General features: G+C 64.3%; 21 protein-coding genes and 1 pseudogene. 17 read left to right on the plus strand and 5 right to left on the minus strand.

Annotated features, from left to right (window positions below; translation table 11 throughout):
* On the plus strand, positions 1-203 hold a 203-nt coding region (locus tag ACIPZH_RS00005), incomplete at its 5' end, for a hypothetical protein (RefSeq protein ID WP_400634432.1).
* Positions 204-210: 7 nt separating this feature from the next.
* Positions 211-399, plus strand: a pseudogene (locus ACIPZH_RS00010) (contractile injection system protein, VgrG/Pvc8 family); the annotation flags it as partial.
* Between the two features lie 111 nt (positions 400-510).
* Here the strand turns inward: ACIPZH_RS00010 and ACIPZH_RS00015 are convergent.
* A complete protein-coding gene (locus ACIPZH_RS00015; protein WP_400634434.1) occupies positions 511-804 on the minus strand; it encodes a hypothetical protein in 294 nt (97 codons plus the stop codon).
* A 128-nt stretch (positions 805-932) separates the two neighbouring features.
* Between ACIPZH_RS00015 and uvrA the strand changes: the two genes are divergently transcribed.
* The 4 genes from uvrA (at position 933) to ACIPZH_RS00035 (ending at position 7,233) form a co-directional block, all read left to right on the plus strand.
* A complete protein-coding gene (uvrA, locus tag ACIPZH_RS00020) occupies positions 933-3,449 on the plus strand; it encodes an excinuclease ABC subunit UvrA (RefSeq protein WP_400634436.1) in 2,517 nt (838 codons plus the stop codon).
* Between the two features lie 243 nt (positions 3,450-3,692).
* Positions 3,693-5,342 (plus strand): MFS transporter, encoded by a 1,650-nt coding sequence (locus ACIPZH_RS00025; protein WP_241805707.1) that lies wholly within the window; start codon positions 3,693-3,695, stop codon positions 5,340-5,342.
* Complete coding sequence (locus ACIPZH_RS00030) at positions 5,339-6,472, plus strand: HlyD family secretion protein (RefSeq protein ID WP_400634438.1); 1,134 nt, start codon at positions 5,339-5,341, stop codon at positions 6,470-6,472. Before ACIPZH_RS00025 ends, ACIPZH_RS00030 begins: the two co-directional genes overlap by 4 nt.
* 128 nt (positions 6,473-6,600) lie before the next feature.
* Positions 6,601-7,233 (plus strand): hypothetical protein, encoded by a 633-nt coding sequence (locus ACIPZH_RS00035; protein WP_400634440.1) that lies wholly within the window; start codon positions 6,601-6,603, stop codon positions 7,231-7,233.
* 35 nt (positions 7,234-7,268) lie between these two features.
* On the opposite strand, the gene ACIPZH_RS00040 is transcribed toward ACIPZH_RS00035, so the two are convergent.
* A complete protein-coding gene (locus tag ACIPZH_RS00040) occupies positions 7,269-8,144 on the minus strand; it encodes an AEC family transporter (RefSeq protein WP_400634442.1) in 876 nt (291 codons plus the stop codon).
* 438 nt (positions 8,145-8,582) lie between these two features.
* On the opposite strand from ACIPZH_RS00040, the gene ACIPZH_RS00045 reads away from it, so the two are divergent.
* From ACIPZH_RS00045 to ACIPZH_RS00065, 5 genes are all read left to right on the plus strand, one after another.
* Positions 8,583-9,875 carry an MFS transporter gene (locus tag ACIPZH_RS00045; RefSeq protein WP_241805711.1) on the plus strand — a complete coding sequence of 431 codons (1,293 nt, stop codon included), beginning with the start codon at positions 8,583-8,585 and terminating at the stop codon, positions 9,873-9,875.
* 112 nt (positions 9,876-9,987) lie between these two features.
* Positions 9,988-10,299, plus strand: a complete 312-nt coding sequence (locus tag ACIPZH_RS00050) for a hypothetical protein (RefSeq protein ID WP_267823509.1) — start codon at positions 9,988-9,990, stop codon at positions 10,297-10,299.
* Positions 10,300-10,347: 48 nt separating this feature from the next.
* The gene (locus tag ACIPZH_RS00055; RefSeq protein WP_400634443.1) at positions 10,348-10,899 is read left to right on the plus strand and encodes a YbhB/YbcL family Raf kinase inhibitor-like protein; all 552 of its coding nucleotides are present in this window, start codon (positions 10,348-10,350) and stop codon (positions 10,897-10,899) included.
* Positions 10,900-10,943: 44 nt separating this feature from the next.
* Entirely contained in the window at positions 10,944-11,615 is a 672-nt protein-coding gene (locus tag ACIPZH_RS00060; RefSeq protein WP_400634445.1) for a class I SAM-dependent methyltransferase, read from the plus strand.
* A gap of 176 nt (positions 11,616-11,791) precedes the next feature.
* Positions 11,792-12,628, plus strand: a complete 837-nt coding sequence (locus ACIPZH_RS00065) for a bifunctional allantoicase/(S)-ureidoglycine aminohydrolase (protein ID WP_012314347.1) — start codon at positions 11,792-11,794, stop codon at positions 12,626-12,628.
* Positions 12,629-12,727: 99 nt separating this feature from the next.
* On the opposite strand, the gene sodC is transcribed toward ACIPZH_RS00065, so the two are convergent.
* On the minus strand, positions 12,728-13,243 hold the full coding sequence (gene sodC / locus ACIPZH_RS00070) for a superoxide dismutase [Cu-Zn] SodC (protein WP_400634447.1): 516 nt from the start codon (positions 13,241-13,243) through the stop codon (positions 12,728-12,730).
* Positions 13,244-13,443: 200 nt separating this feature from the next.
* Between sodC and ACIPZH_RS00075 the strand changes: the two genes are divergently transcribed.
* The 4 genes from ACIPZH_RS00075 to ACIPZH_RS00090 all read left to right on the plus strand — a co-directional run bounded on the left by ACIPZH_RS00075 (position 13,444) and on the right by ACIPZH_RS00090 (position 16,819).
* Positions 13,444-14,361, plus strand: coding sequence for an AEC family transporter (locus ACIPZH_RS00075; RefSeq protein WP_400624858.1), 918 nt, complete (start codon positions 13,444-13,446; stop codon positions 14,359-14,361).
* Positions 14,362-14,409: 48 nt separating this feature from the next.
* Positions 14,410-15,021, plus strand: coding sequence for a cell wall hydrolase (locus ACIPZH_RS00080; RefSeq protein ID WP_241805718.1), 612 nt, complete (start codon positions 14,410-14,412; stop codon positions 15,019-15,021).
* A gap of 245 nt (positions 15,022-15,266) precedes the next feature.
* On the plus strand, positions 15,267-16,118 hold the full coding sequence (locus ACIPZH_RS00085) for a CAP domain-containing protein (RefSeq protein WP_400634449.1): 852 nt from the start codon (positions 15,267-15,269) through the stop codon (positions 16,116-16,118).
* 89 nt (positions 16,119-16,207) lie between these two features.
* A complete protein-coding gene (locus tag ACIPZH_RS00090) occupies positions 16,208-16,819 on the plus strand; it encodes a LysE family translocator (RefSeq protein WP_400634451.1) in 612 nt (203 codons plus the stop codon).
* Between the two features lie 3 nt (positions 16,820-16,822).
* Here the strand turns inward: ACIPZH_RS00090 and ACIPZH_RS00095 are convergent, their stop codons facing one another.
* Positions 16,823-18,031 (minus strand): MFS transporter, encoded by a 1,209-nt coding sequence (locus tag ACIPZH_RS00095; protein ID WP_400634453.1) that lies wholly within the window; start codon positions 18,029-18,031, stop codon positions 16,823-16,825.
* 113 nt (positions 18,032-18,144) lie between these two features.
* A complete protein-coding gene (locus tag ACIPZH_RS00100; RefSeq protein WP_400634455.1) occupies positions 18,145-19,044 on the minus strand; it encodes a LysR family transcriptional regulator in 900 nt (299 codons plus the stop codon).
* A gap of 117 nt (positions 19,045-19,161) precedes the next feature.
* Between ACIPZH_RS00100 and ACIPZH_RS00105 the strand changes: the two genes are divergently transcribed.
* Both ACIPZH_RS00105 and alkB read left to right on the plus strand, forming a co-directional pair.
* Positions 19,162-19,515: a cupin gene (locus tag ACIPZH_RS00105; protein WP_400634457.1), complete on the plus strand. Its 354-nt coding sequence runs from the start codon at positions 19,162-19,164 to the stop codon at positions 19,513-19,515.
* A gap of 41 nt (positions 19,516-19,556) precedes the next feature.
* Positions 19,557-20,201, plus strand: coding sequence for a DNA oxidative demethylase AlkB (alkB, locus tag ACIPZH_RS00110; protein ID WP_400624865.1), 645 nt, complete (start codon positions 19,557-19,559; stop codon positions 20,199-20,201).
* The last annotated feature ends 80 nt before the right edge of the window (positions 20,202-20,281 follow it).

Genomic DNA, 20,281 nt, shown 5'->3' on the forward strand with positions numbered 1-20,281 from the left:
ACAGGCTTGGGGTAGAGGTAGACTTTTTCGACTTTGCTGTCGGGGCGCATCATGCAGGGCTGGCTCCAGAAGGAAATCGGGAGCACAGCATCGGGCATCAGGTAAGCGCTTTGAATGTGGGGTTCATGGAGCACTTACTTAAAGATGATGACGAGGCTTTGCGCTTTTGGGATGAATTGGTTGCAACATTGGTGCGTATATGAATTGCACTCCCCCGCAGCCCTGGAACGCTACGAGTACCAGGGCCAGTACACCTGGCAGAAGCAAGAGCGCGGCGACTGGCTGAGCCGCGTGCAGATCGAACAGCGCGAATCCCAGGCCCCCCGCGTGCACGGTCAGGCCGGTGTGCGCCAGTTGCAGGCCGGGCGCTGGTTCGAGTTGACCCAGCACCCGCCGTACTAGTGCAAGCCCGCCGAAGGCCGGGAGCTTGGCAATCCTATTCAAATGGGTACGCCCCGCGCCAGACGATTCGCTGCTCGGCTCGAAACTGAGCGAACCCTCACGCAGCAATCACCCGTCCAAAAGTAGCAGCCCGATCATGAACAGCAGTTGGCCCCCCAACGTCCAACTGAGCCATCTTGGGCTGCGTCCAAAAAGCCATACTAGGGCGTTCAGTACCAAGGTGATCACGTTGGTGAGCCAAAGGAACGTCAAAGCCCACATGAGGGAGGAGCTGCCAATGAGCATGGGTGCGTGGCCACCTGAGTCGAGTGCCACATACAGGGAGAACAGCGCGCCGACAACGGCGATACTGATGGAAGCGAAACCGATACGACCAGCCAAGCGAGATTGCATAAGCGTCATGTGCAGCACTGCCATTGAAAGTGGGTACAGTCTACGTAGAAGCGCCCTTTCCACAAACAAGAGCACGTATGCCCTTGGCAATGGAAATCCTGTTAACTTGAGCTTTTGACGTCGCCAAGGACCACCCCATGCCACCCCGCCCCCCGACCCCGCCAGGCTTCATCCGCGTACGTGGCGCCCGTGAGCATAACCTCAAGAACATCGACGTCGACATCCCCCGGGACGCCTTGGTGGTTTTCACCGGCGTCTCTGGCTCCGGCAAGTCCTCGCTGGCCTTCTCCACCCTGTACGCCGAAGCCCAGCGCCGCTACTTCGAATCGGTCGCGCCCTATGCCCGGCGCCTGATCGACCAGGTCGGCGTGCCGGATGTCGACGCCATCGAGGGCCTGCCGCCAGCGGTGGCCCTGCAGCAGCAACGTGGCACCCCTAGCGCACGCTCGTCGGTGGGCAGCGTCACTACCCTTTCCAGCTCGATCCGCATGCTTTACTCGCGCGCTGGCAGCTACCCGGTGGGGCAGCCGATGCTGTATACAGAGGACTTTTCGCCCAATACGCCCCAGGGCGCCTGCCCCGAATGCCATGGCCTGGGCCGGGTCTATGAGGTGACCGAGGCGACCATGGTCCCCGACCCGTCGCTAACCATCCGTGAGCGGGCGGTGGCAGCCTGGCCGATGGCCTGGCAGGGGCAGAACCTACGCGACATCCTCGTGACCCTGGGCTACGACGTCGACATCCCCTGGCGTGAATTGCCCCAAGCGCAACGCGACTGGATCCTCTACACCGAAGAGACACCCACCGTCCCGGTGTATGCCGGCCTCACCCCGGCGCAGACCCGCGCCGCGCTCAAGCGCAAGCTCGAACCCAGCTACCAGGGCACCTTCAGCGGCGCCAGGCGCTACGTGATGCACACGTTCATGCATTCGCAGAGTGCGCAGATGCGCAAACGGGTCTCCCAGTTCATGCGCCCCAGCCCATGCCCGCTGTGCCAGGGCAAGCGCCTGAAGCGTGAGGCGCTGGCTGTAACCTTCGCCGGCCGTGACATCGGCGAGCTGTCGCGCCTGCCGCTGCAGGCACTGGCCGAGGTGTTGCGCGCAGTGGCAGCGCCCGGTTACCTGGAGCAGCATGACGACACCCTGACCCTGGAAAAACGCTTGGCGGCCCAACGCATCGCCCACGAGTTGCTGGAGCGCATCGCGCCGCTGATCGACCTGGGGCTCGGCTACCTGGCCCTGGAGCGCAGCACACCGACGCTGTCTTCTGGCGAATTGCAGCGCCTGCGCCTGGCCACCCAGCTCAACTCGCAGCTGTTTGGCGTCATCTATGTGCTCGACGAGCCGTCGGCCGGGCTGCATCCGGCCGACAGCGAGGCGCTGTTCGAGGCGCTGCAGCAGCTGAAGCAGGCGGGTAACTCGGTGTACGTGGTGGAGCACGACCTGGACACCATGCGCCGGGCCGACTGGCTGATAGATGTCGGGCCGGCGGCGGGTGAACACGGCGGCCAAGTGCTTTACAGCGGCCCGCCACCAGGCCTCGCACAGGTCGCGGCGTCGCGCACCGGAGCCTACCTGTTCGCCGGCCAACAGCCGACCCGCCGCACGCCGCGCCCGGCGCAGGCCTGGTTGCGGCTTGAAGGCATCACCCGCAACAACCTGCGTGAGCTCAGTGCGCAATTTCCCTTGGGCTGTTTCACGGCAGTCACTGGCGTCTCTGGGTCGGGCAAGTCGAGCCTGGTCAGCCAGGCCTTGCTGGAGCTGGTGAGTACACACCTGGGCCATGCCGAACAGCTGTCCGAACCCGAGGAGCAGAGCCTGGAGGACGAGCCTGAACTGCCCAGCAGCGGGCGCGTGAGTGCGGGGCTGGAGCGCATCAAGCGTCTGGTGCAGGTCGACCAGAAGCCCATCGGCCGCACGCCACGCTCCAACCTGGCCACCTACACCGGGCTGTTCGATCATGTGCGCAAGCTGTTCGCCGCAACCGAGCAGGCCAAGGCCCTTGGCTTCGATGCCGGGCGCTTCTCGTTCAACGTCGCCAAGGGCCGCTGCGCAACCTGCGAAGGCGAAGGCTTCGTCAGTGTCGAACTGCTGTTCATGCCCAGCGTCTATGCGCCCTGCCCGACCTGCCACGGCGCACGCTACAACCCGCAGACCCTGGCCGTGACATGGCAAGGCATGACCACCGCCCAGGTACTGCAATTGACGGTCGACCAGGCGCTTGAAGCCTTTGCCGAACAGCCCCCGGCCCGGCGCTGCCTGCAGGTGCTGCAGGACATCGGCCTGGGCTACCTGCGGCTGGGCCAGCCGGCCACCGAGCTGTCCGGCGGCGAGGCACAGCGGATCAAGCTGGCCACCGAACTGCAACGCACCGCCCGCGGCGCTACGCTGTATGTGCTGGATGAGCCCACCAACGGGCTGCACCCGCAGGACATCGATCGCCTGCTGGTGCAGCTGAACCGGCTGGTAGACGGCGGGCACAGTGTGGTGGTGGTCGAGCATGACATGCGCGTGGTCGCGCAGAGCGACTGGGTGATCGACATCGGGCCAGGGGCTGGGGATGCGGGCGGGACGGTGGTGGTGAGTGGTACGCCCGGGGATGTGGCGAGGTGTTCTGCAAGCCGCACAGCCGAGTTTCTGGCCAGAGCTCTTTAGTTCTTTAGACCTTTGGCTTTTTTGGCGCCTGCGCTGGCCCTATCGCCGGCAAGCCGGCTCCTACAGGGGTCGCGCCAGCTTTTAGAAGTTGAGCAAGACAGTTGCGCCCAAAGGTATAGGGGTTGCTCCTCAAAAATGGACAGGTTCAAGCTGCAGTATGAGCTCTGTGCTGCTCAGGGCTGAGCCAGCAGTGGCGCTGCCGGCGGCTTGCCGGACATAGGGCCTGTGGGTACAGTCTGCGCCATGGATAAATACACCCCTCACCAGTGGCTGCCGCACGAAAAGCCCAGCCTGCCCGGTTCCCCTTCCACGCCCCTGCATACACCGGCCAAACGCCTGGCCTTCGGCATGGTCGGGCTGCTGGTGGCGATCACCGGCGGCCTGGGCAGCGCGCTGGTCACCGCCAACCTGGTGTTTCTGCAAGGGGCCCTGGGCGCAACCACTGCGGAAATGGCCTGGTTACCCGCCGCCTATGTCATGACCAACGTGTCGATGAACCTGCTGCTGGTCAAGTTTCGCCAACAGTTCGGCCTGCGCGCCTTCACCGAAGTATTTCTGGTGCTTTACGCACTGGTCACTTTCGCCCACCTGTTCGTCAACGACCTCAACTCGGCCATCGCCGTGCGGGCCGCTCACGGCATGGTAGGGGCCGCGCTGAGTTCGCTGGGCCTGTACTACATGATTCAGGCGTTCCCCGCGCAGTGGCGGCTCAAGGCCATGGTGCTGGGCCTGGGCGCCTCGCAACTGGCCCTGCCGCTGGCGCGGATTTTCTCCGAAGACCTGCTGCAGATCGCTGAATGGCGCGGCCTGTACCTGTTCGAACTGGGCCTGGCACTGGCCGCGCTCGGTTGCGTACTGCTGCTCAAGCTGCCCCCCGGCGACCGCTTCAAAACCTTCGAGCCGCTGGACTTTCTGACCTTTACCCTGATGGCCAGCGGCACCGCCCTGCTCTGCGCCGCCCTGTCGCTGGGGCGCATCGACTGGTGGCTGGAAGCGCCGTGGATAGGGGTCGCCCTGGCCGCGTCGATCGCCTTGGTGTTCAGCGGCCTGGCCATCGAGCACAACCGCCAGAACCCGCTACTGATGACGCGCTGGCTGGGCAGCGGCGCGATCATCCGCCTGGGCCTGTGCGTGATCCTGATTCGCATGGTCACCTCCGAGCAGTCCACCGGCGCCGTGGGGTTTCTGCAGGTGCTGAACATGGGCAGCGAACAGATGCGCACGCTGTACTGGGTGATGCTGTTCGGCGCGGTGGCAGGCCTGGCCACCAGCGCCCTGACCATCAGCCCCAACCACCTGGTGATCCCGCTGTTCATCTCATTGCTGGCCATGGCCACCGGGGCGTTCATGGACAGCAGCTCGAGCAACCTCACCCGGCCGGCGCAGATGTACCTCAGCCAGTTCCTGCTGGCCTTTGGCAGTACCTTCTTCCTCGGCCCGTCCATGGCCCTGGGCATCAGCCACGTGCGCGCCAACCCGCGCAACCTGGTGAGTTTCTCGGTGCTGTTCGGCATCTGCAACAACCTCGGAGGCCTGATCGGCGCCGCGCTGCTGGGGACCTTCCAGACCTGGCGCGAAAAATTCCACTCCAGCCACTTGGTCGACCGCCTGAGCTACCTCGAACCGCTGGTCAACGCCCGCGTGCAAAGCGGTGGCAGTGGTTATGCCGGTATCCTCGCCGACCCGGCGCTGCGCAGCGAGGCCGGCCTGCGCGTATTGGCCAACGCGGCCACGCGTGAGGCCAACGTCATGGCCTACAACGATGTGTTCATGCTGATCGGCAGCATCGCCATCCTCACCATGATCTGGATTTGCATCCGCGGTTCCTGGCTGTGGTACACAGCCCGCCAGGCCGCTTCACCCGATTCCTCCAGCGGTACTACCAACCGATGACCGACCAAAGCCGCACTACCACCACCACTGCGCTTGCCGAGACCCCGGAAGGCGCCACACCGCCCAGCGAACCCACCAGCCCGGTGCGCACGCGACGGGTGCGTATCCTGTCTTCGATCATGTTTGCCTGCGTGGCCCTGGCCGGCATCCTGCTGGTGCTCTATGCCTGGCGCCTGCCGCCGTTCGGCAGTGCCATCGAAAGTACCGAAAACGCCATGGTACGCGGCCAGGTCACCATCATCGGGCCGCAACTGAGCGGTTATGTGGTCGCTGTGCCTGTACACGACTTCCAGTTCGTCAAGGCCGGTGATTTGCTGGTGCAACTGGACGACCGCATCTACAAACAACGCCTGGCCCAGGCCATCGCCCAATTGCAACAGGAGCAAGCGGCGCTGGCCAACAACCTGCAGCAACGCAACAGCGCCGAAGCCACCATCGCCCAACGTCAGGCCGCCATCGGCGATGCCAAGGCTCAGGCGGACAAGGCCCGCGCCGACCTCAGCCGCAACCAGGCGCTGGTCAGCGATGGCTCGGTGTCGCGCCGCGACCTGGACGTCACCCGCGCCAGCCAGGCCGCTGCCGTCGCCACCCTGGCCCAGGCCAAAGCCGCGCTGGCCATCGCCCGTCAGGACCGCGAGACGGTCATCGTCAACCGCGCCGCGCTGGAGGCCTCGGTGGAAAACGCCAAGGCAGCCGTGGAGCTGGAGCGCATCGATCTGGACAATACCCGGGTCACAGCCCCGCGCGATGGCCAACTGGGGCAGATCGGCACGCGCCTGGGTGCCTACGTCAACTCCGGCGCTCAACTGATGGCGCTGGTGCCCGATACCGTGTGGGTGATTGCCAACATGAAGGAAACCCAGATGGCCAATGTGCGTATCGGCCAGCCGGTGACCTTCACCGTCGACGCCCTCAACCACCTGAAGCTGCGGGGCCATGTGCAGCAGATTTCACCGGCCACAGGCTCCGAGTTCGCTTTACTGCAAGCCGACAATGCCACCGGCAACTTCGTCAAGATCGCCCAGCGAATACCCGTGCGCATTACCGTCGATGCCGACCAGCCAGCGGCCAGGCGTCTGAGCCCTGGAATGTCGGTGGTGGTCAGTATCGATACCCAGGATGAGAGATGACTGGACCGGCCCGCGGTGAATCTGAGAACCACGTCGAGATGCCGTCTTGCCACGATTGCGCCGCTCTAGCCCGTGGGTTCTAATTCTGACCCACCGGTTTTATCTTCGCCATCCAAGGACGCTTGATCATGTACAGGAAGCTCGTACCGCTGGCGCTGCTGGCCACTATGGCTGGCTGCTCGGACACCACGGACACCAGCGAAACCCATTTCCAGAACGCCGCGCAAGCCTACCTCGACACCCAGTACCCCCACTGCTTCGTTGTCACTTCTTTCCCCGCCAAGACCCAGGATTTCGACACCAGTGGCACCAACAAGGCGCTGCACGCGCTGGCGCAAGTCGGCGTGGTCAGCGAAAAGGAAATTTCCCGCACTGAAGTGCCAGAACGCCTGTGGCAGCCGGCACGCACCGACATCTATTACGCCTATGACCTTACCGATGAAGGCCGCAAGTACTACAAGGCTGACGCGCAGAAAACGCTCAACGGCAAAACCCGCGGCGGGTTGTGTTTCGGCAAGGCGCAGGTCACTGCGATCGAGCGCTTCACCGAACCGGGTGAGGTGATGGGCCAGACGATTTCCAATGTCACCTACGCCTACAAGATCACCGGCCTGCCGGCCTGGGCGGCGGACGACGAAGTGCAAGCGAACATTCCCACGCTGCATGAGGCCGTGGCCACCAACCAGGCGCCGGTCAAGGAAACAACAGCGATGGTGCTGACCGTCAAGGGCTGGGTGCACGAGCGCTTGTTCGATAAGTGAGGGTGCCTACCGGCCCCTTCGCGGGGCCGGTCCAGTCAAAGCCACCAGGCCAGCACCAGCGGCAACCAGGCAAACGACAACACGGTCGAGCACATCACCAGGTTGGCCACCTGCTCCGGCTCACGGTTGGCGCGCACTGCCATCAAGTAGTTGAACACCGCCACCGGCATGGCCGACTGCAGCATCAGCACCGCCCGCTCCATCTGCTCCAGCCCCAGCGCCATGCCCACTGCCCAACCCACACCCGCCCCCAGCACGATGCGCACGCCGCCCAGCACCAGGCCGCTGGCGATGTGCTGCGCGCGGATGCTCGCCAGCGACACGCCCAGGGTCAGCAGCATCAGCGGAATCGACATGCCACCGAGCAGGTCTGCCGTATTGGCCAGCCAGCGCGGCAGTTCGAAGTCCAGGAAGATGATCGGCATGGCCCCAGCCAGGCTGATGACGATGGGGTTGCGCAGCAGCGCCTTGAACGAGGCTGCCGTACCGGAGATAGCCATGCCAAGCGTGAACTGCACGATCGACAGGGTAAGGAAGAACGCTACCGCCAACGCCAGCCCATGCTCACCGAAGGCATACAGGCTGATGGGCAGGCCCATGTTGCCGGTGTTGGGGAACATGAACGCCGGCACCAGCACGCGCCAGTGATGGCCCGAGGCGCGGCACACCAGCCAGCCGCACACCGCCATCGCCAGGGTGCACAGCAGGCAGGCCATTGCCATGCTGGTGAAAGCTGCCGGGTCCAGTTCGGTACGGCTGAGGGTCGACAACACCAGAGAAGGCGTGCCCACGGTCATGACCATGCGCGCGACGAATGCGGTGGGGTAATCCAGGCCTTTGCGGGCCCAGGCGTAGCCGATGCCGGCGACGATGAAGACCGGGGCCAGAACGGCGAACAGTGAAGCGAGCATGGGGTAAGCCTTCCTTGGAAAGGGTGCAGGGCGACATTATGCAGCAGGCGTCAAGGCCCTGCGGCTGATTTGCTGCTCTCTTGAATACCGGGGAAGGGTCAAAACGGCCCCATTCCGACCTGCGGCGTCGCGTCGCAGCCCTTGGCCCCTTGGGTAAATCGTGCGCAGGCCGTAGAATCGCGCCTCCTTTTCGCCCGTCGCCTTGAACGGTGGCAACCGGCAGCAACGACAGAGTCCGTGCCTGACCACATGCCCGTCATGTGAAATAGGCTCAACCGACCCCGCCCGGCCCAGCGCTTCATGCTGCCAGCGGTTGAGTCTTGCCCAGGTCGCATCCAGCCCAGGCACACCCGTGCAACCTCGCGGCCCTCATTGGGCCTGTTTGGCGTGCGCGTTCGAAAAGGCGCTCTCTCACCGCCACTCCAACTTGAGGTTTGTATGTCTGCGCGTTTGCTGGCCATGGCGCTGGCGCCCCTGCTCGGGCTGTTCATCATTGCCCTGGGCAACGGTTTCATGTCTTCCCTGACTACCCTGCGCCTTGGCGCTGCCGGTGAATCGGCAACGATGATCGGTATCGTTTCGTCGAGCTACTTCCTGGGCTTGACCCTGGGCGCAATCTTCAACGACCGGCTGATCCTGCGCATCGGCCATATCCGCGCCTACTCCAGCTTCGCCGCGCTGATCGCCGCGACCATCCTGCTGCAGGGCCTTTTCTACGACACCACCTGGTGGTCGATCCTGCGCCTGATCAACGGCTGGGCTGCGGTGGGCGTTTTCCTGGTGATCGAGAGCTGGCTGCTGCTGGCGGGCGACGCGAAAATCCGCGGCCGGTTGCTGGCGCTGTACATGATTGCCTTCTACGGCGCCGGGGTGATTGCCCAGGCCGGTTTGGGCGAAATCACGCACCTGGGTGACAGCGCGCCGTTCATGCTGGCCGGCATGCTGGCCGCGTTGTCGGTGCTGCCGATCGTGATCCTGCCGCGGGTATCGCCGCTGCTGGACCAGGTCGAACCGTTGAAGCCACGCCAGTTGCTGGGTGTGGCGCCGTCCGGGCTGGTCGGTTGCTTCGGTTCGGGCGTGGCCATCGCCGGGATCTACGCCTTGCTGCCGCTGTACCTGCAGCGCATCGGCCTGGACGTGGGCGAAGTCGGCAACATGATGGCCTGGGTGATCCTGGGCGCCATGCTGTTGCAGTATCCGGTGGGGCGCTGGTCCGACCGCAAGGACCGCCAGGACGTGCTGATCGCCCTGGCAGCGCTGTGCGTGGTGCTGTCGTTGATCACCGTGTTCCTGCCCTCGCAGTCACCGCTACTGCCGGTGATGCTGTTCCTGCTCGGTGGTGGGGTGTTCGCGCTGTACCCGGTTGCGGTCAGCCATGCGGCCGACCGGGCCCCGTCCGATGCGCTGGTGCCGATGATCCAGGGCCTGCTGCTGATCAACTCGCTGGGGTCGGCCATGGCCCCGCTGGCGATTTCGCCAGCCATGACCGAGTTTGGCGAGGCGGGGCTGTTCTGGGCCTTTGCCGTGGTCAACCTGGGCATGGTGTGCTTTTTCCTCTGGCGCCGCGGCAAACGGCCAGCGGCGGAGCACCCGGCACCGTTCACCGCCTCGACCACGTTCTCGCCGACTGGCGCAGAGTTGCGCGTGACCGAAGACCTGAAGCAGGCGGCGCAGGAGCACCCGCCGCTGGAGCCAGCAGAGGCTCCGGCCCCAGGCGTCAACGCCCACTGAAGCCAGGGGGCTGCCGGGGCGGCCCCCAGGGTGACCGCCCGTCGCCCCAAGGGCACCCGGCCATCATTGGCCAGCCAAACGAATGACAGATCATCCGCACAGGAGATTCGCCATGATCCGCATTCGCCCCCTCCCCCTGCTTTTCACGCTCGCCCTGGGCCTTGGCTCGGCTACCAGTTTTGCTGCTTCCGATACCTCCAATACCAACACCGACGCCTATCCGAAAACCGACCAGCAAGGCGGCAAGACTGCCGGTGAAGGCAGCAGCGTCAACAGCCCCGGCAGCAGCCGGGACAACGACAGCGCCAACACTGGCGGCGATGCGGCCGATGGCGCCGCAGGCGGCTCCAACAGCACTGGCGAAGCGACGGGGTCTGGCGCTGGGCATACCGGCGGCACTGCCGAGGACCAGGACAGCCGCTGACGGCAGCCTGGGCTACACTGCGGCGAGTCGCCTTGCCAAGGAATCGCCATGAACCTCAAACCCTGGCTGCTCGCCGCGCTGCTGCCCTGCACCGCCCTGGCTGCGGGCAGCGACTCCGGTGCGCTGTCGATCAGCTCATCGTCGTTCACCGATGGGGGCGTCATCGCCCTGCAGCAGGTCGGGCCCGACCCGGCCTGCGGCGCGGGCGAGGAGCTTACGCCGCAGTTGAGTTGGACGAATTTGCCTGCCGGCACGCGCTCGCTGGCTTTGGTGATGTTCGACCCGGACGGCGGCAAAGGTATCGGGGTGGTGCATTGGGTCGCTTATAACATCGACCCTGAACTGGGTAGCCTCAAAGAAGGCAAGTACGCCTTGACCACCAAGGGTGTGACCGTGGGCCGTAATTCGCGCGGCACCCTCACCTACCGCGGGCCGTGCCCCCCAGCCGGGGACAACCCGCACCACTATGCCTTGACCCTGATAGCCACGGACATACCCATCGGCATCTTGCCCGAGGGGCTGGATCGCAATGGCCTGATGGAGTTGCTGCAAGGGCATGCATTAGGTGCGCAGAGCCTGGTTGGCAAGTATGGACATTGAGGTTGGACGTACCGGCGTTGTCGCAGGCAACCCCGGAGGCCACCATGCCCTCACCTGAAGCAGCCCTGCGCCTTAGCTGGCAGCAAAACGCCCAGCGCTGGATCGAAGCCGTGCGCAGCGGGGCTATCGAAAGCCGGCGGCAAGTCACCGATCAAGCCATGCTGTTCGCGATACTGGGCCGCCAGCCTGAGCGCGCTCTGGACCTGGGGTGTGGTGAGGGGTGGCTGCTGCGCGCCTTGGCCGACCGCGGCATCGATGCCACCGGGGTGGATGGCGATGCCGCGCTGGTTGAGGCAGCACGCAAAGCAGGCTCGCCGAAGGTGCACCTGGCCAGCTACCAGCAACTGTGCGATGGCGCGGTCCAGATCGGTACGGGTTACGACCTGATCTGCAGCAACTTCGCCTTGTTGCATCAGGACATCATCCCGCTGCTGGTGGCGATCAACGCGCTGTTGGCCCCTGGTGGCGCACTGGTGATCCAGACGCTACACCCCTGGAGTGAGGCGCAAGGGGATTACCAGGATGGCTGGCGTGAGGAGTCGTTTGCCGGGGTAGCCGGGAAGTGGCAACCCATGCCGTGGTATTTCCGCACCTTGGCCAGTTGGTTGAACGCGTTGGACATGGCAGGTTTCAAGGTGGTGAGCTTACAAGAGCCGCAACACCCACAAAGCACAGCGCCGCAGTCATTGTTACTGGTGGCTGATCGGGCGGGTTGACTCTGGACCAGGCAGGCACAGCGAAGCAGCCTGCCATTCAGCAATCAAATACTGCGCATTCCAACATTTAATTTGTGGATGTGCAGCGCTGGCCCCTATGCTGTCCATGCATCCCCTGCACGCACCGGCCGGTGTGGTCCAAGGCATGGGGAGAGAACAACAAGTCGAGATCGTTCATGTCGAATCACTCCTACTTCGCCCCCCACGGTGGGCACCCGGCTCAAACCGAGCTGTTGACTGACCGTGCCATGTTCACCGAAGCCTACGCCGTTATCCCTAAAGGTGTGATGCGTGACATCGTCACCAGCCACCTGCCGTTCTGGGACAAGATGCGCATGTGGGTCATCGCACGCCCACTCACCGGCTTCGCCGAAACCTTCGCCCAGTACATCGTCGAAGTGGCCCCCGAAGGCGGCAGCGAGCGCCCAGAGCTGGACCCTAACGCCGAAGCCGTGGTATTCGTCGTCGAAGGCGAAATCGACATCACCGTCGAAGGCAAGCATCACACTCTGGGCCAGGGCGGCTACGCGTTCCTTGCCCCGGGCGCCGAGTGGAGCCTGCGCAACAACAGCAAATCCAATGTCACCTTCCACTGGCTGCGCAAGCACTACCAGAAGGTCGAGGGCCTGGACATCCCTGAGTCGTTCGTCACCCACCGCGACAACGCCACTGTCATCGAAATGCCGGGTACCGAAGGCCGCTGGGTCACTACCCGCTTCGTCGACATGGCCGACATGCGCCACGACATGCACGTCAACATCGTCACCTTCCAGCCCGGCGGCGTGATTCCGTTCGCTGAAACCCACGTCATGGAACATGGCCTGTACGTGCTGGAAGGCAAGGCGGTGTACCGCTTGAACCAAGACTGGGTCGAAGTGGAAGCGGGCGACTTCATGTGGCTGCGTGCATTCTGCCCGCAAGCCTGCTACGCCGGCGGCCCAGGCAAGTTCAGCTACCTGCTGTACAAAGACGTCAACCGTCACGTGCACCTGACCCTGAACCCACAGCGTTAAGCCCTCGATGCTGTCGCAAAGCCCGCCACCTGGCGGGCTTTGTGTTTGCGGCACAATGGGTCAAGGCCTGCCGACGTCGCCCTGCACGCTTCAGGCAGCCTACTGAACCACCCCGCAAGCCACCCGCGCACCACCGCCACCGAGCTTCTCGGGGTGGTCACTGTGGTTGTCGCCCCCGGCATGTACCATCAGCGCGTGCCCTTTGAAGTCCGACGCCTTCAGGCGTGGGGCCAGTACCGGGTAGGTGGCCTTGCCATCTGCGCCCACATACAGCGCCGGCAGGTCACCGCGGTGGCCGCTGTCGTCGTAAGGACCCTTGTGTGCATTGGTCGAGTCCGGATCCCAGTGGCCGCCCGCTGCACCCGCAGGCACAGGCTTGCCATTTTCCTCGGCAGGTGCGCATGAAGGCTTCTGGTGCAGGTGGAAGCCGTGGATACCCGGTGGCAAGTCTTTGAGGTCTGGGGTGAGCACGGCGCCGTACTTGCTCTGTTCGATGCTGACGGTGCCAATCGTTTTGCCTGGGCCATCCGGGGTGGCCAGTTGCAGTTCCACGGTCTGCGCAGCCTGGGCCAGGCCGGCCGTGGCCAGCAAGGTACTGAATACCACTGCTTTCATGATGTATCTCCATGGTTTGAGGTGAACGGTTACCCACATAACAGGTGGGACTGCACAGGTTGGCAGGCATTCAATCCGGCCACAGAATGAAATACTTCCACCCAAACCCAACAGCGCATCCTTCAGAGCCGAAACAAGCGTTTCATCCAAACCGCCAGCCACGCTAACCTGTGGCCGTTACCCGGCCACGGATCCCGCCCATGCTCCACCTCCTGCTGACCACGCTGGTTCCCATCATCCTGCTGATCGCCCTGGGCACATTCCTGCGCGTACGCGGTTTTCTTGCCGAAACCTTCTGGCCTGGTGCCGAACGCCTGAGCTACTACGTGCTACTGCCATCGCTCTTCCTTCATGGCCTGGCGACCGCCAACCTTGAGGGTGTGCCGGTGCTGGGCATGGTCGGTGTACTGATGCTCTCCACCGTGCTCGGCGCCGCGCTGCTGGTGCTGTATCAAGGTGCGGTGAACCACGATGGCGCAGACTTCACCTCGGTGTTTCAGGGTGGTGTACGGTTCAACAACTATATTGGCGCTACCCTGGCCGCCGGGCTCTACGGCAGTGCGGGCATTGCCCTGGCAGCGGTGGCCAATGCCGCCATCGTGCCGTTGGTGAACCTGCTCTGCGTGCTGGTGTTCGCCCGCTTCAGCGCACGCCACAGCTCCCCGGCCACCGTGCTGCGGGCGATCTTCGCCAACCCGCTGATCGTTGGCTGTGCCGGCGGGCTGCTGCTGCGCGTCACGGGGTTGGGGCTACCCGCGGGCATCGAGCCAACGATCAAGGCGCTGGGCCAGGCCGCCCTGCCCCTGGGCCTTTTGTGTGTCGGCGCGGCACTGGGCGGCGCCAGCGTCGGCCAACAGGTGCGCCCGCTGCTGGCGGCGTCGACCTTCAAGTTCCTGGTCATGCCGCTGACCACCTGGGGCCTGTGCCGCCTGCTCGGCCTGAGTGGCCAGGCGGCGGTGGTGGCGGTGTTGTTCCAGGCATTGCCTACAGCATCGTCGTCCTATGTCATGGCGCGGCAAATGGGCGGCAACGCGCCGTTGATGGCGACCATCATCGCCTTGCAGACCGTAGCCGCCGCGGTAACCCTGCCTTTGGTGTTAATGCTTTCGCTCAATTGAATACGCTTGGCTAGACTGAGCATCAGCACACACCTCGGAACCTGCACCATGCGCCTATCGTGGATGGTAATCGGCTTCACCTCAGCCCTGCTCGCAGGCCCATTGAATGCTGCTGACACTGCCAAGGCCACCGTTGCCGAGGACAAAGCCGAGGTGCTTGAAGAGAAGGTGGTCGACGATGCGCCTGCACCGAAAAAAGCCGAAACCCTGACGCCCAGTGAAGTCAAGGCAGTCGACCCCGCAGGCCAGGCACCGCTGGACGACAGCATCACCTGCCTGGCACGCACGATCTACTGGGAAGCCAAAGGTGCCGATGAACAGGACATGAGCGCTGTGGCCAGCGTGGTGCTCAACCGCCTGGGCAAGGACGGTTTCCCCGACACCATCTGCGGTGTGGTCAAGCAAGGGGTGGAGAGCAAGTCCTGCCAGTTTTCCTGGTGGTGTGACGGGCGCGCCGACCAGGTCGAGGAGCCGCAACGCTACGACATCGCCAAAGAGATCGCGCGCAAGGCGCTCAACCAGCAGCTCAAGGACACCACCGGCGGCGCGCTGTACTTCCACGACCGCACCGTGCACCCCGACTGGGCCAAGGCCTACCGCAGGACCGCCCAGACAGGGCGCTTCTTGTTCTACAAACCCAACCAGGCGTTGGCCCGCTGAGCCGGGTGATCGTCGCGCCCTGACGCCAACGAACGTTTACCCACGCCGTGCAGTCAAACTCAAGCCCCGACAATGCGTGGCAACTCATCGCACTTTTACGGCGGCCCGCGGTCTACCACCTCTTTTGCCGCCTGCAAGCCATTGCTGGTGTTTTCATTGCTTTGCACGACACCGGGCCAAAAGCCTTGGGCTTGTGTAGGATGAGCAGCGCATACCAAGACGCTGCCAGCCACAGGGAGATCCACATGCGCGTCCTGTCATCCGTTGCCGCCTTGTCGTTAAGCCTGGCCGTTTCGACTTCGAGCCTGGCTGCCAACGGCGAAGAAGCGCAACTGATCGATTCGATCAATGCCTACCGCAGCCAGGCCCAACCCTGCGGCGATGAAGCATCGCTTGAGCTGCCGCCGTTGAACAGCGACACCCGCCTGGCGCTGTCGCCCGAAGGTACGCGCGACCTCCAGCAGGCCATGACCCGCGCGGCCTACCCCATGGTCAACGTTCAGGCCATCAGCCTGTCCGGCCCGCGCGATGCGCGCGCCGCCATGCATGCCATCCAGGAAAGCTTCTGCCAGGTGGTGCTCGACCCCCAGTTCGTCGACATCGGCGTCAGCCAGGAAGGCCGTGACTGGCGCATCGTACTGGCGCGCCCATTGCTCAGCGGGCGCCTGGGCGACTGGCAGGCTGAGGGGCAAAAAGTCCTGCAGGCGATCAACACTGCGCGCAAGGCACCACGGCAATGCGGCGGCCAACCTTTTGCCCCGGCACCCGCGCTTGGCTGGAGCAATGTGCTGGCGGGGGTGGCGGCCAACCATACCAGGGCCATGGCCAACCAGAATTTCTTCGACCACATCGACCGCGACGGCCGCACCCCAGGTGATCGCGCTGAACTGGCCGGCTACCTGTACCAGCAGATAGGTGAGAACATCGCAGCCGGGCGCGACTCGGCGCAGAAGGTGGTGGATGGCTGGTTGGCCAGCCCCGGGCATTGCGCAACATTGATGAACCCGGACTTCCGCGAAATGGGGGCCGCCTATGCCGTGGACCCAAAAAGCGATGCGGGCATCTATTGGACGGGGTTGTTCGGCACACCACAGTGAGCCCCGTTACGCAGCACCTACGCGTTGCGGCTGACGAACGGTCGCTGGACTGAACAGCTGAACACACTGATAAGAAAAAGGCGCACGACATGGCTCTTGATACCTGGCTCATTTACCTGCTAGCAAGCATCGGCCTGTCGCTGACCCCAGGGCCGAACAGCTTGCTGGCTCTGACCCATGGCGCGCTGTATGGCGCTCACCGCACCTTGTTCACCATCATTGGCGGCGTGTTCGGCTTCAGTGCGCTGATCGCCCTGGCCATGTTCGGGCTGACGGCCCTGCTGCAAACGTCGGCGGCGCTGCTGACGGTGTTGAAGTGGGTCGGTGGCGCCTACCTGGTGTGGTTGGGGATCGCGCTCTGGCGCAGCCCGGCCTTGCACCTTGAGATGGACGCGCGAGCCGCGCAGTTGAGCAATGCCGGCCTGTTCCGCCAAGGCCTGCTGTCGGCCATGGCCAACCCCAAGGTACTGCTGTTCTACGGCGCGTTCCTGCCGCAGTTCATCGACCCCCAGCGCGGCTTGCTCATGCAGTTCCTGATCATGGCCGCCACCTTCGCCAGCGTGGAATTCATGGTCGAATACCTGCTGGCGCGGTTGGCGTTTCGTATCAGGCCCTGGCTGGCCAGAGGTGGCAAGGGTTTCAATCGCTGCTGTGGGGGTATGTTCGCGTTGATCGGGGTGGCACTGCCGCTGGGCCGCTAGGGCTCAACGGGCAGGTTCGCGGCGTTCCACCAGAAGGAACACCAGCAACGCCAGGCCCGGTAACGCAGCTCCCAGCACTGCCACACCCTGCCAGCCATAATCGGCAAACACCGCGCTGGCCGCTGCCGAACCCAATGCACCGCCGAGGAAAATGCTCGTCATGTACAGCGCATTGAGCCGCCCACGGCTGGCCGGGTCCAGCGCGTAGACCTCGCGCTGGCCGATGACCATGTTCATCTGCACGGCAAAATCCAGCAGTACCCCGGTCGTTGCCAGGCCGATGACGCTATAGCCCGGTGCGGTCAACCCCAGCAGCAACGCCACAGGCGCCAACACCAAGGCCAGCAGTGAAGCGGCTCGGGCATGGCCGGCATCAGCCAGGCGCCCGGCCAGTGGCGCGGCAATGGCCCCGACTGCACCCACCAGCGCAAACAGCGCGATCTGGCTTTGCGAAAGGCCATGCTCTGCCACCAGGAACAGCGGAACCGCCGTCCAGTACAGGCTGAACGACGCGAACATCAACGCTTGGTACAGCGAGCGCTGGCGCAACACCGGGTACTGTCGCAGCAGTGGGCTCAACGAGCGCATCAGTGCCGCGTAGCTGGCCTTGTGGTCGGGTACCCGGCGCGGCAGGGTCAGCACCAATAGCAAGATGATCGCCAGCATCAGGCCCGCAGCACCGATGAACACCATGCGCCAGCCGAAATGGTCAGCCACCAGGCTCGACAGCGGCCGCGCCAGCAGGATGCCCAGCAACAGGCCGCCCATGATGTTGCCGACCACACGCCCGCGCTGCTGCTCCGGTGCCAGGTGCGCTGCCAACGGAATGAGCATCTGCACAGCGACCGAACTGAAACCGATCAGCAGCGCGTACCCCAGGAACAGCAGCCCCTGGCCAGCGCTGCTGGTCCCTGCCAACACCAGGCTTGCGCAAGCGAGCGCGGCGGTGAAGATCATCAGCCGGCGGTTTTCGACCAGATCGGCCAGCGGTACCAGCAACAGCAGGCCCAGCGCATAACCCAACTGGGTCAATGAGACGATCAGGCTGGCGCGCTCTGCCGACAGCCCAAGGTCCGGGGCAATCAAGCCGACAATCGGCTGGGCGTAATAGATATTGGCGACGATGGCACCGCAGCAGAACGCCAGCAGAGTGATCAGGGAACGACTCAGTACTGGAGTTGTAGCCTGCGCAGCGGCTAGGGAGGGATTCATGCGAGGTTCCTCGGCATCAGTTGGAATATGCAGGGCACCTTAGCGGTAGATCCCCGGCAGGAGAATCCGGCCTGGGCGCAACGGGGCTTTGCACCCTGCGCAACGCCAGTGCCTCAGGGCACCAGAAGCTCCTCGCAGAACCTGACGAAGGCCTGCACGCGGCGCGAACCGCGATGGTTGGGCAGGTACAAGGCATTGATGCTGGCGTTGGCGGTGCCTGGGCTGACCTGCCAGGTATCGAACAGGCGTTGCAAGCGCCCGGCCGCGACATCTTCGCGCACCAGCCAGTCAGCCAGCAGCGCGATGCCGCTGCCGGCCAGCGCAGCTTCACGCAGCAGATCCGCGTTGGCGCTGCGCAGGGGGCCCCTGACATCCAGCTCCAGCACCTCATCGCCCAGCCGCAAGCGCCAAGGCCGCACCACCTGCCCATAGCTGAAGCGCAGGCAGGCGTGGTCGAGCAACTCACCGGGGTGCTGCAAGGGCTGGCGACCGGCCAGATAGTCAGGGCTTGCCACCAGCCAGCGCTCGAAGCGGCCCAGTTGCCGGCACACCAGTTCATCGCTGGGCGCCGGGTCGCCAAGCCTGATGGACACGTCGTAACGGCCGCCCAGCAGGTCATCGACCCGGTCACTCATGTCGATGTCCAGCTCCAGCGCGCGATGGCGCCCCAGAAACTGCCCCAGGTGTGGGGCAATCACCCGGCGGCCGAACTCAACCGGCAGGCACAAGCGCAGCACGCCCACCGGTTCCTCGCCCCGGTCGGCGACACTGGCATCGGCTTCATCCAGCGCGTCGAAGATTTCACGTGCACGGGCGTAGTAACGGGCACCTGCTTCAGTCAGGGTGACCTGGCGCGTGGAGCGGTTGAGCAAGGTGGCCCCCAGCGCCGACTCCAGCGCATCGACCAGCCGGGTGACCGACGAAGTGGCAACGCCAAGCTGGCGCGCTGCCGCGGAAAAGCCCTGGGCGTCGACAGTGGCAGCGAACATCTTCATTGCCAGAAGCTTGTCCATATGAGTCCTTTGGCGTTTTGTCTCAGAAAAGTCTTACATTCGAGATAGGTGGTCAAGAAGCGCGCCGCATTTCGATCCAGTCCATAGTGCAACACCTCCCCTACAGCGAGATCTGCCATGTCACCTGCCAACGTCCTGACCCACCTCCCGCCGTGTGACCCTGGCGCACCGGAATGGGTCGATGATCTGCTGAAACGCCCGGGCCTGCGCATCGAACGTATCGTTTCCAGCGGCCAGTGCAGCCCACCCGGGTTCTGGTACGACCAGCCCGAAGGCGAATGGATCGTGCTATTGAGCGGCAGCGCCGGCCTGCGCCTCGAGCACGAAGCCTACACACGGTTACTGGCGCCGGGAGATTGCCTGGACATCCCGGCCCATTGCCGCCATCGGGTGGAATGGACCGCCCAAGGCACGCATACCGTGTGGCTGGCCGTGTTCCATAGCAGTGAAAAACCCTGGCCGGCCTGCTGAGCGCGTTAGAATGGCCACACACATCCCTCGACGTCACGACCATGATCCAGTCCGATCTCGACCTGTTCGGCCCCCAGCCACAACGCTTGGCCAGCCACACCGTGCTGCTGCCCGGCTTTGCCCTTGCGCACGTCGAGCAGTTGCTCGACGCCCTGCGCCCGGTGCTTCGCGCAGCCCCCTTCCGGCACATGCGTACGCCCGGCGGGCTGCACATGGCGGTGGCCTTGACCAACTGCGGCTCGCTGGGTTGGGTCAGCGACGCCCAGGGCTACCGATACAGCCCGACCGACCCCGTCAGCGGCGAGCCTTGGCCAGCCCTGCCTGAAGCGCTGCTTCAACTGGCCGGGCGCGCTGCGGCCGCGGCAGGCTTCGACGGGTTCGTGCCTGATGCCTGCCTGGTCAACCACTACCTGCCCGGCACCCGCCTGAGCCTGCACCAGGATCGCGATGAAGCGGACTTCGGCCAGCCAATCGTGTCGGTATCGCTGGGCTTGCCGGCAGTGTTCCTGCTGGGTGGTTTCCAGCGTTCGGACAAGACCAGCCGCATAGCGTTGAGCCATGGCGATGTGCTGGTCTGGGGCGGTGAGGATCGCTTGCGCTTCCATGGGGTATTGCCGATCAAGCCGGGCGTGCATCCGCGGATGGGCGAGCGGCGGATCAACCTGACGTTGCGCAAGGCGGGGTGATGCAGTCAAAAAGCCACCCGACATTTCTGCCAGTAGACGCGTGCCGTCCTGCTCCCGGTTAATTGTGCTGACGCCGCCAC

The sequence above is a fragment of the Pseudomonas sp. NPDC089758 genome, from assembly GCF_044748705.1.
Taxonomy (GTDB): Bacteria; Pseudomonadota; Gammaproteobacteria; order Pseudomonadales; family Pseudomonadaceae; genus Aquipseudomonas; species Aquipseudomonas putida_X.

Excerpts from the sequence above, each read along its gene's own strand:
- ACIPZH_RS00015 (WP_400634434.1), bottom strand. The coding sequence starts at position 804 with ATGACGCTTATGCAATCTCGCTTGGCTGGTCGTATCGGTTTCGCTTCC.
- uvrA (WP_400634436.1), top strand. The coding sequence starts at position 933 with ATGCCACCCCGCCCCCCGACCCCGCCAGGCTTCATCCGCGTACGTGGC.
- ACIPZH_RS00025 (WP_241805707.1), top strand. The coding sequence starts at position 3,693 with ATGGATAAATACACCCCTCACCAGTGGCTGCCGCACGAAAAGCCCAGC.
- ACIPZH_RS00030 (WP_400634438.1), top strand. The coding sequence starts at position 5,339 with ATGACCGACCAAAGCCGCACTACCACCACCACTGCGCTTGCCGAGACC.
- ACIPZH_RS00035 (WP_400634440.1), top strand. The coding sequence starts at position 6,601 with ATGTACAGGAAGCTCGTACCGCTGGCGCTGCTGGCCACTATGGCTGGC.
- ACIPZH_RS00040 (WP_400634442.1), bottom strand. The coding sequence starts at position 8,144 with ATGCTCGCTTCACTGTTCGCCGTTCTGGCCCCGGTCTTCATCGTCGCC.
- ACIPZH_RS00045 (WP_241805711.1), top strand. The coding sequence starts at position 8,583 with ATGTCTGCGCGTTTGCTGGCCATGGCGCTGGCGCCCCTGCTCGGGCTG.
- ACIPZH_RS00050 (WP_267823509.1), top strand. The coding sequence starts at position 9,988 with ATGATCCGCATTCGCCCCCTCCCCCTGCTTTTCACGCTCGCCCTGGGC.
- ACIPZH_RS00055 (WP_400634443.1), top strand. The coding sequence starts at position 10,348 with ATGAACCTCAAACCCTGGCTGCTCGCCGCGCTGCTGCCCTGCACCGCC.
- ACIPZH_RS00060 (WP_400634445.1), top strand. The coding sequence starts at position 10,944 with ATGCCCTCACCTGAAGCAGCCCTGCGCCTTAGCTGGCAGCAAAACGCC.
- ACIPZH_RS00065 (WP_012314347.1), top strand. The coding sequence starts at position 11,792 with ATGTCGAATCACTCCTACTTCGCCCCCCACGGTGGGCACCCGGCTCAA.
- sodC (WP_400634447.1), bottom strand. The coding sequence starts at position 13,243 with ATGAAAGCAGTGGTATTCAGTACCTTGCTGGCCACGGCCGGCCTGGCC.
- ACIPZH_RS00075 (WP_400624858.1), top strand. The coding sequence starts at position 13,444 with ATGCTCCACCTCCTGCTGACCACGCTGGTTCCCATCATCCTGCTGATC.
- ACIPZH_RS00080 (WP_241805718.1), top strand. The coding sequence starts at position 14,410 with ATGCGCCTATCGTGGATGGTAATCGGCTTCACCTCAGCCCTGCTCGCA.
- ACIPZH_RS00085 (WP_400634449.1), top strand. The coding sequence starts at position 15,267 with ATGCGCGTCCTGTCATCCGTTGCCGCCTTGTCGTTAAGCCTGGCCGTT.
- ACIPZH_RS00090 (WP_400634451.1), top strand. The coding sequence starts at position 16,208 with ATGGCTCTTGATACCTGGCTCATTTACCTGCTAGCAAGCATCGGCCTG.
- ACIPZH_RS00095 (WP_400634453.1), bottom strand. The coding sequence starts at position 18,031 with ATGAATCCCTCCCTAGCCGCTGCGCAGGCTACAACTCCAGTACTGAGT.
- ACIPZH_RS00100 (WP_400634455.1), bottom strand. The coding sequence starts at position 19,044 with ATGGACAAGCTTCTGGCAATGAAGATGTTCGCTGCCACTGTCGACGCC.
- ACIPZH_RS00105 (WP_400634457.1), top strand. The coding sequence starts at position 19,162 with ATGTCACCTGCCAACGTCCTGACCCACCTCCCGCCGTGTGACCCTGGC.
- alkB (WP_400624865.1), top strand. The coding sequence starts at position 19,557 with ATGATCCAGTCCGATCTCGACCTGTTCGGCCCCCAGCCACAACGCTTG.